The sequence below is a fragment of the Nocardia sp. NPDC059180 genome (genome assembly GCF_042754945.1).
Classification (GTDB): domain Bacteria; phylum Actinomycetota; class Actinomycetes; order Mycobacteriales; family Mycobacteriaceae; genus Nocardia.
Genome location: NZ_JBHZBU010000001.1, coordinates 1,151,752 through 1,166,540 on the forward strand (window position 1 = coordinate 1,151,752; position 14,789 = coordinate 1,166,540).

Genomic DNA, 14,789 nt, shown 5'->3' on the forward strand with positions numbered 1-14,789 from the left:
GGCACCGGCCTCGGCGGGCGGCGATGCGATGCCGCCCAAATGTGACAGTGACCATACCTCGTCACGAAGCGGATCTCGGCAACGTCATACGTGCACACGGTTTTGTCGATCTATCAGGAGGTCGGGCATCCATGAGCACGGTGGCACACCGGGCGGACGCGTTGGACCAGCGGTACCAGGCTTCCGCATTCGTCAGGCGGTCGATCAATAAGGTCTTCCCAACCCACTGGTCCTTCCTGCTCGGTGAGATCGCGCTGTACAGCTTCATCATCTTGCTGATGTCGGGCGTGTATCTGACCCTGTATTTCGACCCCTCGATGACCGAGGTCGTCTACGACGGCTCCTATCAGCCGCTGCGTGGATTGACGATGTCTCGCGCGTACGAGTCGGCCCTGAACATCTCGTTCGAGGTGCGCGGCGGACTATTCGTGCGGCAGGTACACCATTGGGCTGCACTACTTTTCGCCGCCTCGATGATCGTGCATATGTGCCGAGTCTTCTTCACCGGCGGCTTCCGCCGGCCGCGCGAGGCGAACTGGGTACTCGGCTCGCTGCTGCTGATCCTGGCGATGTTCGAGGGTTTCTTCGGCTACTCGCTGCCCGACGACCTGCTCTCGGGTACCGGTCTGCGCGCCGCGTTTTCGGGCATCACCATGGGAATCCCGGTGATCGGCACCTGGCTGCACTGGCTGATGTTCGGTGGCGATTTCCCTGGCGACATCATCATCCCGCGTCTGTACATCGCGCACGTGCTGCTGTTCCCCGGCATCATGCTCGCGCTGATCGCGGCCCATATCGCGCTGGTCTGGTACCAGAAGCACACCCAGTTCCCCGGGCCGGGCCGCACCGAGAAGAACGTGATCGGTGTCCGGATCGTGCCGGTGTTCTCGCTCGATCAGGGCGCGTTCTTCATGTTCACCCTCGGCGTGCTCGCGCTGATGGGCGGTGTGCTGCAGATCAACGCGATCTGGAGCATGGGCCCCTACAACCCTGCCCATGTGTCGGCCGGTACCCAGCCCGACCTCTATCTGATGTGGACCGACGGGTTCCTGCGTCTGTTCCCGCCGTGGGAGGCGTACCTGTTCGGGTACACCATCCCCGCGTCGAACTCGATCGTGGTCCTGATGGGCGTGGTCTTCGTGCTGATGATCAGCTACCCGTGGATCGAGAAGCGCCTCACCAAGGATCGTGCACACCACAACATGCTGCAGCGGCCACGCGACGTGCCGGTGCGTACCGCCATCGGTGCCATGTCGCTGACCTTCTATGTGGTGCTGACGGTGGCCTGTGTCAACGACATCATCGCGCTGCAGTTCAACGTCTCACTCAACGCGACCACCTGGTTCTTCCGCATCGCGCTGCTGCTCGGTCCGCCCCTGGCCTACTTCCTGGCCTACCGGATGTGCCTGGGCCTGCAGCGCAGCGATCGGCAGGTGCTCGAGCACGGCATCGAGACCGGCATCATCAAGCGTCTGCCGCACGGTGAATACATCGAAATGCACCAGCCGCTGGGTCCGGTCGACGAGAACGGCCACCCGATCCCGCTCGAATATCAGGGCGCCCCGGTGCCCAAGAAGCTGAACAAGCTGGGCTTGGCAGGCAAGCCGGGCTCCGGCTCGTTTCTCAGAGCGGACCCGGCGCCGGAGGCCGAGCTACTCATCACTTACGAGCATCAGCAAGAACACCGGCAGCTGACTGTGTTGCAGGAGTACCAGGATCGCAACGGCAGCAATGCCCATGGGTCTGGTGATAGGCAATGAGATTGCGGATCACCCGATCTGCGGGACCGGACTCCGGGGACTATGGACTCCTGGCCACCGCCGCCACAGTATCGAGCGACACCGCAGCCCGCACGGTGCGGAATATACTCCGCACCAACGGCATACGTTCAACTATCGCTCCCGCCCTTCGGCATCCCGAACCGAACCATTATCGCGTCCTGGTCTTCCCTCGCGATGCGGTGCGCGCCTACCGCGTGATCTGCGAGCACACGAAGTAGAGCGCTACTTGAAGACGCTGAGGAATCCAATATTCGAGTCGACGTAACCATACGCTTGGCTGTTTCCGTAAATTCCGTCATCACAATCAACGAACGTCCAGACGCCCAGATTAAAGGTATAGATGCTTCCGGGGTTCATCGTCCAGAAAACCGACAGCGATGGATCATCCAATTGGAATCCGTCCTGGAGGTTCCCGCCTGATCCGATTTCTCCATTGCTGAGACGGAGCCGCCAAATCTTGTTCTGGGCGGCAGTGAGAAAGTTTCCGTTCTCCATCACGGTGAGCTCGATGCCGCCCTCGCTTGTACCGTCTCCGTTCCCCGGTGCCGCAAGAACGGAATACTCGTGCCGCGCCCATCGGAGTGCACGCCCCATGACGAAAACCGGGGTAGTTGAATTCACATCCGCCACGGTGAGGGCAACGCCGACGCCCGCATGCGCGTTGAGGTGTGCGACGTCAGTGTTGACGCTCGCGCTTATACCTGCGTAACCACCATTTCCAGGACTCCCCACGGTCGCCGCATCCGAGAGCGAGTAGGCCCCGCCGTGGGTCGACCAGCGCCAGTCGAAGTGACAAGTAGTGAATACCTTTGTGGCCGCGCCGAATTTGAACAGATCGCCCGCCTTCAGCATCTGCTCGTTCAGCAGCTCTCGATTCAGAAGCTCGGCGTTCAGTTCAATTGGTTCGAACCTTTCCTGGGCCTCGTCAAAGGCTCGTTTCGACTCGGGATCGGACTCGATTTGCCGCCTCAAATGTTCCTTCTCGGCAGCGCGGAACTCGCTGTGAAGGGCCCGCTGATCTCTTTGTCGGGAAATATTCCTGGTGGATCGCTCGACTAGTGATCCGATTGATTTTTCAATCACTCCGCGCGTATCGTCGGGGACACCCTTGTCGTAAGTTATCTCGACCTGTGGGGGTTCTTCGTAACTCATGTCCGTCGCCTCCGGTTGATTCGCCGATGTCATCGCGTCCCAGCCGTTTCGAATTCGACTGTGGGACGCGATGATCCGTTCGTATCGATACCGACAAGATGGCCAACGTATCGATTGTCCCCGACGTACGCGGCAATGTCACTGATGCTTTCCCGAGCTAAGAGCTTCAACCTGCGGGGATGACGAGCCGTCGTCGGCAGGCGAGCGCATCGCGGTCAGACCTGGCGAAGCGCCCCGCCGTCGACTGCCCATTCGGCGCCGGTGACTTGCCCTGCCAGCGGTGACAGCAGGTAAGCGATGACCTGAGCGACGTCGATCGAGCAAAGCCGGTAGCGCCGCCCAGGTCATACTCACCGCGGAGTGGAAGTTCAGCTCGAAACTCTGTCGCCATTGTTCGTCTGTCACATCGAGAACCCGGCACGCGAAGTCAATCCGCCTGCATGCCGGTAGTTCTCGCCGGGCCGCGAGAAGTAGACCAGGAGTGTGCGCATGTTGCCCTCCGAGGTGAATGTTGCGGTAGAGGGGCTGGTTGTTGGAATGTTCTGGGTACACGCGGTCAGGGCCGCGGCGAGCCCGGCGGCGGTGCCGACCAGGAGCGTGCGGCGTCGAGACCGGTCATGGAAGAAGTCCGTTCTTCGGCAGCCGACCGTACATCTCGTCGGTGACCGGCTCGAGCCACTCGTTGCTGACGTCCTGGCCCGGGGTGATGAACGCGAGGTGGGAGAACCACGAATCGGCCTTCGCGCCGTGCCAGTGCTTTGTGCCTGCCGGAACCCGGATCACCGAGCCCGGTTCCATGCTGAGCGGGTCTCCTCCCTCGGCCTGGTACCAGCCGCTGCCCGCTGTGCACAGCAGTATCTGGTCACCACCACCGTCGGTGCCATGGTGGATGTGCCAGTTGTTGCGGCACCCCGGCTCGAAGGATACGTTGCTGACTGGGACGCTCCCGTCGGTCAGCGGGGCCAGGTAGCTCTGTCCGATGAAGTACCGCGCGTAAGCGTCGTTCTTGTCCCCGAGCGGGAAGATCTGCTCGAACTCGTTCTCACTCATGATCTCTCCTTGTTTCGGATCGTTGTCGACCGCGTACCGCAGCCATATGCTGTCGCCGTCCTGATCAGGCTTCGGGGATGTCGAGGGCGAAGTTCTCGCGAGTGATCTGGTCGGGTTCCGGTCCGCCTCGCAGGCCGGTGTCCAGCGCGTCGATCGAGGCGAGTTCGGTGTCGGTGAGGGCGAAGTCGAAGATGTCGAAGTTCTCGGTGATGCGGCTGGGGGTGATCGATTTGGGGATCGCCTGACGGTGCTGTTGCAAGTGCCAGCGCAGCATTACCTGGGCCGATGTTTTGCCATGGGTCGCGGCGATGTCGGCGATGACCGGGTCTCGCAGGGTCGAGGTGTGGCTGCTGTCGCGGTAGAAGGTGATGCCGCCGATCGGTGACCATGCCTGATTGAGGATCCCGTGTTCGGTGTCGGTGGCCAGCACCGCGGATTGGCGGAAGTAGGGGTGGACCTCGATCTGGTTGACCGCGGGCACCATGGTGGTTGCCTCCAGGAGGCGCTGCAGATGGTCCGGCATGAAATTGGACACGCCGATGGCGCGAACTTTCCCGTCGGCCAGCAGGGTTTCCAGGGCTTTGTAGGCCTGAATGGTCAGGTCGAATTCGCCGGGAAGGGCCTGGTGCAGGATCAGCAGGTCGATCCGGTCCAGGCCGAGTTTGCCCGCGCTCTTGGTGAACGAGTGCAGGGTCTGGTCGTAGCCGTAGTCGGTGATCCAGATCTTGGTTTCGATGAAGACCTGATCGCGGTCGATACCCGAACGGTGCAGCGCTTCACCGACCTCGCGTTCGTTACCGTAGGCAGCGGCGGTGTCGATGTGACGATAACCGACATCGAGTGCAGTCCGCACGGCGGCGATGGTCTGTTCGGGTGGGGTCTGGAACACCCCGAAGCCGAGGGCGGGGATCGTGACGCCGTTGTTCAGGGTGAGGTCGGGAACGACGTAGTCGGTCACAGGTTGCTCCTTTGTGTGGTGTTCGAGATCAAGGTGGTGGCAGCCGAATCACGGCCGAGTTCGGAACGCGGGTGGCTCATCGTGATGATCTGTTCGGCGCCGAACTGACGAACTCGCGTTCGTCGTTGTGGAATGACGTCACTGTTTGTCGACGGATTCGTCTGTTCGCTCGGGGGTGGCCGCCAGGCTCGCGAGGAGCTGGAGGCCATCTGCGGCGGGCGTGCCGGATGCGGCGGTGTAGACGAGCATGGTGAGGCCCGGGTGGGCGGGGAATTCCATGGCTTCGAAGGTGAGGTCGAGACGGCCGACGGCGGGGTGGTGTAACGATTTGTGGCCGGTGCGGTGGAATCGCACGTTGTGAGCGGCCCAGCGGGTCCGGAAATCCTCACTGCGGGTTGATAATTCGCCGATCAGTTCGATGAGTTGCTTGTCGTGGGGGTTGTGTCCGGCTTCGGAGCGCAGCATGGCGGCGATGTCGTCGGCGGCGCGTTCCCAGTCGACGAAGAAGTCGTGGGAGGCTGGGTCGAGATAGATGAACCGGGCGGTGTTGGCCGGTCGACGGTCATCGGAGATCATCGGCGCGTAGAGCGCTTTCGCCAGGGTGTTCGCAGCCAGCATGTCGTGGCGTGCGTTGCGCACCCAGGCGGGGGCGTCGGTGATGGCGTCGAGCACCCGCTGGAGGGAATCGGTGATCCCGGCTGTCGGTTTCGCGCTGCGCTGTCGGGCCGGTGCCGGGACCGCCGCGCGGGCGAGGTCGAACAGGTGGGTGCGTTCGGCGTCGTCGAGTTGCAGGGCGCGGGCGAGGTTGTCGAGCACGCTGTCGGATGCGCCGGCGAGGTTGCCGCGTTCCATCCGCACGTAGTAGTCGATGCTCACTCCCGCCAGCAGCGCGACTTCTTCGCGTCGGAGTCCGGTGACGCGCCGGTTGCCACCGAAGGCGGGGAGTCCGGCCTGTTCGGGGGTCAGGCGGGCCCGGCGAGAAGTCAGGAACTCGCGGACCTGTGCGCGGTGGTCGTCCATGTTCTCCACGGTAAACGCGTTGTCGTGGGTGATGGGGGTACTGCTGTTACCTGGAAGAGCCGTCACTCCCGCGATCGGATGCACGGGCGTGTACTCGATAGCGTGACCGTGCACCTTGCCTTCTACGCCGTCGCGCGCGATGTCGGCGGGCCGTGACGGCGGGCGCCGGGCGGGTCCGGGCCGGTGGTGTCGAACGCGATGACACCTTCACCCGGCTCGAACCGGATTCGAGTGCGCATCCTGGTATCGACGCCGCTTACCACACCGAATACGACCGATACGGCCGACAGATCGTCGGCGAGCACGCCACCGAGGTCACCTTGCGCCTCGATCCCCACACTTCCTGAACCCACCGAGGAGACATTTCATGCGAGCGACCTACATGTACGCACCGGGCGACGTCCGCGTCATCGATGTTGCGGACCCCGTCATCACCGACCCGACCGACGCGGTGGTGCGCATCGTCAAGAGCTGCATCTGCGGCTCCGACCTGCACCCCTACCACTCTATGGCCGCCAGCGCCGAGGGCAGCCCGATGGGGCACGAGGCCGTCGGCGTGGTCGAAGACATCGGCGCCGACGTCACCACGGTGAAGAAGGGCGACCTGGTGATCACCCCGTTCGCCTGGTCCGACGGCACCTGCGAATTCTGTCGGGAGGGCCTGCAGACGTCGTGTCGCCACGGTGGTTTCTGGGGCGGCGGGAAGGTCGGTGGGTTGCAGGCCGAAGCGGTGCGTGTGCCGTTGGCCGACGGCACGCTCTACCCGGTCGCGGTCGAGGAGAACTCTCCGCTGATCCCGTCTTTGCTGACGTTGTCGGATGTGTACGGCACCGGGTACCACGCCGCGGTGCAGGGGCAGGTGAACTCCGGGACCTCGGTCACCGTGATCGGTGACGGAGCGGTCGGGCTCATGGCGGTGCTCTCGGCCCGGCAGCTCGGCGCCGAACAGATCATCCTGATGGGCCGCCATCAGCAGCGCACCGACCTCGGTCGCGAATTCGGCGCAACCGACGTGGTCGCCGCACGCGGGGAAGATGGCATCGCGTCGGTCCGTGAGCTCACCCGCGGTGACGGTACTCATGTCGTGATCGAGGCCGTGGGGCATATGCCCGCCTTCGAGCAGGCCATCGGTGTGGTGCGTCCCGGCGGCGTGATCAGCCGGGTCGGTGTTCCCCAATATGCCGATGCCCCAATCGGGTTCGGCACCCTGTTCGGGCCGAACATCACCCTCACCGGCGGCCCCGCTCCCGCCCGCGCCTACATCGACACCTTGCTGCCCGGTGTGCTCGACGGCAATGTCGATCCCGGCAAGGTGTTCGACCGCGAGATCGGCCTCGACGAGGTCGCCGACGGTTACCGAGCCATGGACGATCGCGAAGCCCTCAAGGTCCTGCTCCAGCCCTGACGAAGAGAGGATCGATATGAGTGAGGTCATCGTGGTGGGACCCCAGACGAGATCGGTGCGCTCGGCGCGTTTCTGATGGGTCCCACCGGGGCGTTCATCGCTGGTAGCGACATCCTCGCCGACGGCGGAGTCACCGCGTCGTGGTTCTACGGGCCGTTGGTGCCCTAGTAGAACTCCACCCGCGGGCGCCCGACACGCCCGCGCATCCAGTCTACGGAGGGCCTCGTGCTCGGTCTCGAACTTGTTGTGGTGTTGGGTATTTCGATCCTGGTGTGCCAGGTCGCAGGTCGCCGACTGCACGTGGCGCCGACGATCCTGCTCGTGGCGGCCGGTGTACTGCTGTGGTTCGTGCCCGCCTTGCGGGCCGTGCATCTGCCGCCGGAGGCGATGCTACTGCTGTTCCTGCCCGCGCTGCTGTATTGGGAAGCGATCAGTACCTCGCTGCGTCAGCTGCGCACCGACTTTCGCGGGGTCATGTTGATGGCCACGGTCCTGGTCGTGGCCACTGCCGCGGCGGTCGCGGCGGTAGCGCACACGGCGGGCATGCCGTGGGGTCCGGCGTGGGTGCTCGGCGCGGCACTGGCTCCCACCGATGCCACCGCGGTCGGCGTCATCTCCCGGCTGCTGCCGTCGCGGCAGATGTCGCTGCTGCGCGCGGAAAGCCTCATCAACGACGGAACAGCACTGGTCATCTACGGGGTGGCCGTAGCGATAGCGGTCGGTGAGCAGGAGTTCAGCTGGCCGCGCATCGGGGAGATGTTCGCGGTGTCCTACATCGGGGGCGTGGTCGTTGGCGTCGTGATCGCGTGGCTCGGGCTGCGGGTTCGCCGCCACCTCGACGACCCCCTGCTGATCAACCTGGTCATCGTGCTGACCCCGTTCACCGCGTACCTGCTAGCCGAACTCATCCACGCCTCCGGGGTGCTCGCGGTCGTCGTGGCCGGTCTCGTGGTCGCTCGCGTGGCCCCACGCATCGGGTCCGCGCGAGCCCGGCGGATGACCGAGGACACGTGGTCGTTGATCACCTTCCTGCTCAACGCCAGCTTGTTCGTGCTCATCGGGCTCGAAGCGCAATCCGCGGTACGCGACCTCGAAAGCATGAGCATCGCCGGTGCGGTCGGCCTCGTGGTGATCGTCGCCGTCGTTCTTCTGATGGTGCGCTTGGTGTTCCAGTTCGGCGCGATCTACCTCATCCGGGCGCTCGATCGCCGCCCTTCGCAACGCGAGCGCCGGGTGAGTCATCGCTCGCGCATTGTCACGAGCATGGCCGGGTTGCGCGGTGCGGTGTCGGTCGCGGTGGCGTTGTCGGTGCCGCAAACCCTGGACTCCGGTGAGTCGTTCCCCGACCGAGACCTGATCATCTTCGTCACCATCGGCGTCATCGTCATCCAATTGTTGCTCCAAGTGCCCGTGCTTCCGGCCGTGGTGCGCTGGGCGCGCCTGCCTGCCGATCGCTCGTCCGAACAGGAATATCTGCTGGCCGGGAGCGCTGCCGTGCAATCTGCCCTCGAGGCACTCGACGACACGGCCGCAGCGCTCCACACCGATCCCGCGATCACCGAACAGGTCCGCCGCGGCTACGAAGACCACCTCCAAGCGCTGCGTGCCGCCCGGCGTCACGAAACCGGAGAGACACCGCTGCGCAAACAGCAATACGTCACACTGCGTCGGGCACTACTGGACCACAAGCGCAACACCGTGATCCGGCTGCGGGACCAGCAACGCATCGACGACACCATCCTGCTCCGGGTGCAAACCGAACTCGATACCGAGGAAACGCAACTGTCACCCCCGGAATTTGAATGAAGAACACCTGTCGTGCCCCATCGAGTCCGGCAGTTGCAGTGGGATGTGCGCGATTGGTTTGGCGGCACTTGCGCGAGAGCTGGCTTCCCTCGCGCGGTGGCGAGTTGACTTGGCACGTTGTGCCTTCGGCAGGACACGTAAAACATTGGCAACTGGAAAACACCTGGTCATAGTGGGTGCATGCCCGGTCTGACGATGTGTGCTGCGCCCGTAGCGCGTGGCCATCGTCGGTGACTGCTCGAGTTCGACGTGGCATAGCCTCGTGTCAACGTCGGTCGAATGTTGGATCAGGCACAATCTTCGTGATACCGGCGGTCGGGAGTGTTCAGTCCTTCAACAGGATTCGCTTCCGTGCCCCTGGAATCGGTGAATGTTTCCATGCCGCGTGCGCTGATAGAATCTTGTGAGATCCCGCGACGGAAGGAACCCGATGGGGCGAACAATGCCCACGACTGCCGCGCTGGTGCGCCGCGCCCTGGTTGTAACGCTGATTGCCGCGACGATCGGGGCGCCGAGCGCGGCGACGGCGACTGCCGAGGCGTTGCCGACTGGGGATGACGGCTTTTGCATCGATGAAAATACGCGTGTGCGCAACGGGTTGCGCGTCAGTGACGTCACTTGCATTCATGACCACAGCCGCTTCCACAATCACGAGCGCTTCCATATTCCGCCGACTAATTCTTGAACCCGGCTACCTCCCGAAGTTGCGGCTTCATGGCCACACACGTGCACGCGGAGCAAGGTCAGGTGCCCGTGCGTCGCAGCATGCACCACGTTGTCGGGTCGCTGTCCGGAATGGCCACCTCGGCAGTCACTTCGAAGCCGAGCCGCCGGTAGAACCGTAGGTTTCGCTCATCCGAGTGAATCGACGATCCTGCTAACTCGGTGTCCACCACCCGGGGTGAGCCTCAGGCGCAATGATGGACCGGGCGGTCCACTATAGGTAGCCTGGATGCATGCCGCGTCCACGCCAGTTCGATGAAGAGCGAGTCATGGCGGCCGTGCAGGCGGTGTTCTGGGACAAGGGTTACGCGGGCACGTCACTCGAAGATCTCCTGGCGGCCAGCGGACTGGGCAAAGGGAGTCTGTACGGGGCGTTCGGGGACAAACGGAGCTTGTTCCTGCGGGTGCTGCGCGAGTACGACGAGGCCAACGATCGGATGCTGCGTACGTGGCTGGAGCAGGCCGACCAGGCTATCGATGTGATTCGCGGTTTCGTGACCGGATCCATACGCGATCCTGGCGGTGAACAGGCCCGTCGAGGTTGCCTGCTCGCCAATACCGCGATGGAGCTCTCCGTGAGCACCTCCGAGGTGGCCGCCGAGGCCCGTCGCAGCTACGCCGCGACCACGTCCGTGCTGGTCGACGCGATACGGCGAGCGCAGCGCGAGGGCGACATCACTCCCCATGTCGACCCGGACAGCGCCGCCCATGCGGTGCTGGCGGGTCAGCTCGGGCTGATTGTTCTCGGCCGGGTCGGCCAGGATCCGGCCGCCCTGTCGATCATGGCCGAGACCCTGCTCAACGGTCTGTTGCCCGAGCCCTGAGCGTTCCCGCGGTGGCGCGAGAGAGAACGATGCCGCCCAAGTTCTTGACCAAACCGTCCATATCGGGTGTTATGGACGGGTCGGTCAATAATAGGAAGCGGGAAGTTGTCATGAAGATTCTGGAGGACAAGGTCGCGGTCGTGACCGGGGGTAACGCGGGTATCGGACGGGCGATCGCGCGGGCCTACCTCGACGAGGGTGCCCGGGTGTTCGTCGTCGGCCGCCGCCAAGCGCAGCTCGACGAGGTCGAGGCCGAACTCGGTCCCGGGGTGACCGGGGTCCGCTGTGACGTGGGCAGGCTCGAGGACCTCGACGCGCTCTACGCGACGGTCGCCGAGCAGGCGGGTCGGATCGACATCCTGGTCGCCAACGCCGGGATCGGGATCGTGGCGCCGTTGGGCGAGATCACCGAGGAGCAGTTCGACGCCATGTTCACCACCAATGTCAAGGGCGCGCTGTTCACCGTGCAGAAGGCGCTGCCGCTGCTTTCGCCGGGGGCGTCGATCATCCTCACCGGATCGACGGCGGCCTCGCGGCCCGAGCCGTACCTGCCCGTGTACGGGGCGACCAAGGCCGCGATCCGCAATCTGGTTCGCGGGTTCGCACACGAAGCCGGGGAACGGCGGTACCGGATCAACATGCTTTCCCCCGGCGGTACCCGCACGCAGGGTTTGGTCGACCTGATCTCGGCGGAGACGGTCGCCACTGCTGGGGCGTCGGTTCCGCTCGGCCGGTTGGCCGAGCCCGAAGAGATCGCCGCGGCGGCTGTCTTCCTCGCCTCGGACGCGTCCAGCTATGTCAACGGCTCCGAGCTCGCCGTGGACGGCGGCTCCGCCCAGGTCTGAGCCGCGCAGGCGCAAACCTGTCCGCCCGGCAGAAACTGTGGAAAGGCCGAGCGAATGGCACTGTTTGCTAACCAAGAGCTGTAGCGGCCTATCCTCCCGGGTTCGAGCCGAGGCGATCTCCTCGCGGCGCGGATTCATCCCTGCCGGGCCCGGGTGGTGCCGGTCAAGTGCTCCTCTCAAAACACTGTGCAGGCAACGCAACACGACCACGCGCGTTCCCGGGCCTGCGCTGTCGTCGAATTGCCTTGCCGAACAGCATAAGCCAGACGACGCTGGATCGGCACGTAGTGGTGGCAGGTGACCTCGGCCGTGCCGCTTGGACGGCAGAGGTTACAGACGACACCGTCAAGATTCACCAGCGTAGCCACACGGGGCCTCGGCAAGTGACACCCACGCGCCGCGGGCTCGTCGGCGGACACCTCCGACCGATCTCCTGATACGCAGAAGGCATTCGGATAGTTCCAATACCTGACGTCACCATTAACCCTGTTCGATGACGATCTGGATGACGTGGCGACGAGACTCGATTCCGCCCGCACGGGATTCGCTGCGGACTGGGGGAGGGGCGGGCCCGGAAGTTTCCGAGAAGCAGCCCGCCTGACCTGCATAGGTGTTGTGCCCTCGGCAGGATTCGAACCTGCGACACCCGCTTTAGGAGAGCGGTGCTCTATCCCCTGAGCTACGAGGGCTGGGGGTCGAGTCGCTGGATGACGTCTCCGCCGACCGGACTCCGATCCCGGTTGGAGAGCCTACCTTGTAGGGCCTGTGCCACGCGACACGGTGGATGTGCGGTCAGTTCGGGGCCTGCAGGGTTCTCGTTCGGCTGGATCTGTGTCGAACCGCAATCGAGCCGCTTCGAGCGGGGGGGAGCGCCGAGGCGTAACCGCTGGCCGCATCACCCTCCGGGTGGAAATGTTTCACACCGAGGGACGGCGTGTGTAGACCGTTCGGGTGATGTTCGCGGAGTGCGTAGCGCGAAGAATTCTCAGTGTGCACAGGGTGCACCGGCAGTGCCCGTTCGACGCGGTCGACCGCGACGGGGTCCCGCGATCTGTGACCGGAGGAGGTGTGCGGTGTCGAACCCGAACTCTGATCCGCAGCGATGGGGCTACCGCGAGCATCCGGTGTCCTACGGGCAGCCGTACCCGCAGCAGTCCTACGGGCAGCCGTACGCGTATCCGTCGGGGCCGCCCGGCATGGCGCCGTCTGCCCTTCCGGCGCCGCCGGCGTACGCGTACGCCTCGTGGTGGTCCCGAGTCGTCGCGTACTTGATCGACGCCATGCTGGCCGTGGTGCCCGGCGTGATCATCCTGTCGATCGGGCTGATTATCGCCACCGCTCCGACCAGGGCAGCGCGGGAGCAGTACGGACCCACTGCGGATGCCGACCCCAACGGGGCGGGCATCCTCATCGCAGTGGTCGGTGGCCTCACGCTGCTCGCGGTCATCGTGTGGAATCAGGTGATCCGGCAGGGCAGGACCGGCCAGTCGCTGGGGAAGAAGCTGCTCGGTATCGCGGTGATCCTGGAAGCAACCGGTCGGCCGATGGGCTGGCGCATTGCGCTCGGCCGGTGGGTCGTCCAAATGTTGCTCTACAACGCCGGATTCTGCTTAGTGTTCGGGATCCTAGGACTGCTGGACAGCCTATGGCCGCTCTGGGATGCCAAGCATCAGACCTGGCATGACAAGGTCGTCAACTCGGTTGTCGTGCGGGCACGTTGACACGCGTGCGGAGGTCGGCGCAGGGCCTGATCAGGAGACGCGCACCCGGGACTCCGCGTAATCGGCCGGGTCGAAACGCCGCGTCTTCCAGCTGTACAGCAAGGTCGCGCCAGGCCAGTTGTTGGTGATGCGACCGGAGGCGTTGCGGTACCAGCTGGAGCAGAAGTTCCAGGGGGTGTCCTTCAGGCGCTTCTGGAGCCAGTCGTCCCAGTTCTGCTCGGTGTCGGGGCGGGCGGCGAGGGCGCGGCCTGGGCGGGTGGTGAGGTATTCGACGATCTGGCGGATGTAGCGGGCCTGAGCTTCCAGCATGTAGATGATGGAACCGGCGCCGACGTTGGTGTTCGGGCCGTACATCATGAACAGGTTGGGGAATTCGGGAACGGAGACGCCGAGGTATGCGCGGGCGCCTTCGTCGGCCCAGGTGTCGGCGAGTTTGCGGCCGCCAGTGCCGTAGATGTTCATCGGGGCGAGGAATTCGGTGCCCTTGAATCCGGTGCCGTAGATGATGACGTCGACCTTGTGCTCCACCCCGTCAGCGGTGCGCACGCCGTTGGGCGTGATCTCGGTGATGGCGGTGGTTTCCACGTGCACATTCGGCTGGGTGAGGGCGGGGAAGTAGTCGTTGGACAGCAGTCCGCGCTTGCACCCCGCCTCGTAGTCGGGCGTGAGCTTGGCGCGCAGTTCCGGATCGGCGACCTGCTTGTCGCGGTGCCGGTCCGCGATCGCGACGACTGGGCCCTTGAGTCCGGGCACATCGGTGATGGCCAGGGCGATGAGCTCGAAGAACGACCACGCCACGAACCGTTCGGCCATCCGCAGCGGCGGCAGGTATTTGAACATCGTGTGGTGAATCGGCTTGTACGCGATATCGGGCTTGGGGATGATCCAGGCGGCCGAGCGCTGGAACAGCGTCAGCTTGTCGACCTGCGGCTGGATCTGCGGAATGTATTGGATGGCGCTGGCGCCGGTACCGATGCAAGCCACTCGCTTACCGGTCAGATCGACGCTGTGATCCCATTCGGCGGAGTGGAACGCGGGTCCGGTGAAGGTGTCCATGCCCGCGATGTTCGGCATGGCCGGGCGGGAGAGTTGGCCGACCGCGGAGATCAGCACATCGGCGGTGAGCCGGGAGCCGTCGGCGAGGCGGACCTGCCACTGCGCGGTCTGCTCGTCGAACTCGGCGTCGGTAACTTCGGTGCCGAACTGGATATGCCGGGTCAGCCCGTACTTGTCGGCGACCCCCCGCATGTAGGCATGGATATCGGCCTGTTCGGAAAACCGCCGCGGCCAATCGGATTTCGGCTCGTAGGACCAGGAGTACAGCGGAGACGGCACATCGCATGCGGCGCCCGGGTAGGTGTTCTCCCGCCATACGCCGCCGAGGTCGGCCGCGCGTTCCAGGATGGTGAAGTGACCAATCCCCGCGCGACGCAGCTCCAGAGCCATACCGAGCCCGCCGAAACCGGCTCCGATGATGATGATCGACGGCGATGTCATGGTTCGA

The 14,789-nt window shown here is 64.4% G+C and carries 13 protein-coding genes and 1 tRNA gene; 8 read left to right on the top strand and 6 right to left on the bottom strand.

The genetic code is table 11. The annotated features are described in order from the left end of the window. Positions 1 to 131 precede the first annotated feature (131 nt). Positions 132 to 1,760 (top strand): cytochrome bc complex cytochrome b subunit, encoded by a 1,629-nt coding sequence (locus ACFXNW_RS05455; RefSeq protein ID WP_379416054.1) that lies wholly within the window; start codon positions 132 to 134, stop codon positions 1,758 to 1,760. A gap of 243 nt (positions 1,761 to 2,003) precedes the next feature. On the opposite strand, the gene ACFXNW_RS05460 is transcribed toward ACFXNW_RS05455, so the two are convergent. From ACFXNW_RS05460 to ACFXNW_RS05475, 4 genes are all read right to left on the bottom strand, one after another. Beyond that, positions 2,004 to 2,933: a hypothetical protein gene (locus ACFXNW_RS05460; protein ID WP_379416055.1), complete on the bottom strand. Its 930-nt coding sequence runs from the start codon at positions 2,931 to 2,933 to the stop codon at positions 2,004 to 2,006. A 615-nt stretch (positions 2,934 to 3,548) separates the two neighbouring features. Next, positions 3,549 to 3,983, bottom strand: a complete 435-nt coding sequence (locus ACFXNW_RS05465; RefSeq protein WP_379416057.1) for a cupin domain-containing protein — start codon at positions 3,981 to 3,983, stop codon at positions 3,549 to 3,551. A gap of 64 nt (positions 3,984 to 4,047) precedes the next feature. Next, the gene (locus ACFXNW_RS05470) at positions 4,048 to 4,941 is read right to left on the bottom strand and encodes an aldo/keto reductase (protein ID WP_379416058.1); all 894 of its coding nucleotides are present in this window, start codon (positions 4,939 to 4,941) and stop codon (positions 4,048 to 4,050) included. Positions 4,942 to 5,079: 138 nt separating this feature from the next. After that, a complete protein-coding gene (locus tag ACFXNW_RS05475; RefSeq protein ID WP_379416060.1) occupies positions 5,080 to 5,961 on the bottom strand; it encodes a helix-turn-helix transcriptional regulator in 882 nt (293 codons plus the stop codon). A 152-nt stretch (positions 5,962 to 6,113) separates the two neighbouring features. On the opposite strand from ACFXNW_RS05475, the gene ACFXNW_RS05480 reads away from it, so the two are divergent. From ACFXNW_RS05480 to ACFXNW_RS05505, 6 genes are all read left to right on the top strand, one after another. Further along, a complete protein-coding gene (locus tag ACFXNW_RS05480) occupies positions 6,114 to 6,308 on the top strand; it encodes a DUF2255 family protein (RefSeq protein ID WP_379416061.1) in 195 nt (64 codons plus the stop codon). A 20-nt stretch (positions 6,309 to 6,328) separates the two neighbouring features. After that, positions 6,329 to 7,366, top strand: a complete 1,038-nt coding sequence (locus ACFXNW_RS05485; RefSeq protein WP_379416063.1) for a zinc-binding dehydrogenase — start codon at positions 6,329 to 6,331, stop codon at positions 7,364 to 7,366. A gap of 225 nt (positions 7,367 to 7,591) precedes the next feature. Further along, the gene (locus ACFXNW_RS05490) at positions 7,592 to 9,172 is read left to right on the top strand and encodes a Na+/H+ antiporter (RefSeq protein ID WP_379416064.1); all 1,581 of its coding nucleotides are present in this window, start codon (positions 7,592 to 7,594) and stop codon (positions 9,170 to 9,172) included. Between the two features lie 442 nt (positions 9,173 to 9,614). Beyond that, a complete protein-coding gene (locus tag ACFXNW_RS05495) occupies positions 9,615 to 9,857 on the top strand; it encodes a hypothetical protein (protein WP_379416065.1) in 243 nt (80 codons plus the stop codon). Positions 9,858 to 10,128: 271 nt separating this feature from the next. Next, positions 10,129 to 10,719 carry a TetR/AcrR family transcriptional regulator gene (locus tag ACFXNW_RS05500; protein WP_379416067.1) on the top strand — a complete coding sequence of 197 codons (591 nt, stop codon included), beginning with the start codon at positions 10,129 to 10,131 and terminating at the stop codon, positions 10,717 to 10,719. Positions 10,720 to 10,829: 110 nt separating this feature from the next. After that, complete coding sequence (locus tag ACFXNW_RS05505; protein WP_379416069.1) at positions 10,830 to 11,564, top strand: SDR family NAD(P)-dependent oxidoreductase; 735 nt, start codon at positions 10,830 to 10,832, stop codon at positions 11,562 to 11,564. 616 nt (positions 11,565 to 12,180) lie between these two features. On the opposite strand, the gene ACFXNW_RS05510 is transcribed toward ACFXNW_RS05505, so the two are convergent. Beyond that, positions 12,181 to 12,253, bottom strand: a tRNA-Arg gene (locus ACFXNW_RS05510). A gap of 384 nt (positions 12,254 to 12,637) precedes the next feature. Between ACFXNW_RS05510 and ACFXNW_RS05515 the strand changes: the two genes are divergently transcribed. Further along, positions 12,638 to 13,285, top strand: coding sequence for an RDD family protein (locus tag ACFXNW_RS05515; RefSeq protein ID WP_379416070.1), 648 nt, complete (start codon positions 12,638 to 12,640; stop codon positions 13,283 to 13,285). A gap of 30 nt (positions 13,286 to 13,315) precedes the next feature. Here the strand turns inward: ACFXNW_RS05515 and ACFXNW_RS05520 are convergent, their stop codons facing one another. Further along, positions 13,316 to 14,782: a flavin-containing monooxygenase gene (locus ACFXNW_RS05520; protein ID WP_379416072.1), complete on the bottom strand. Its 1,467-nt coding sequence runs from the start codon at positions 14,780 to 14,782 to the stop codon at positions 13,316 to 13,318. Positions 14,783 to 14,789: the final 7 nt, after the last annotated feature.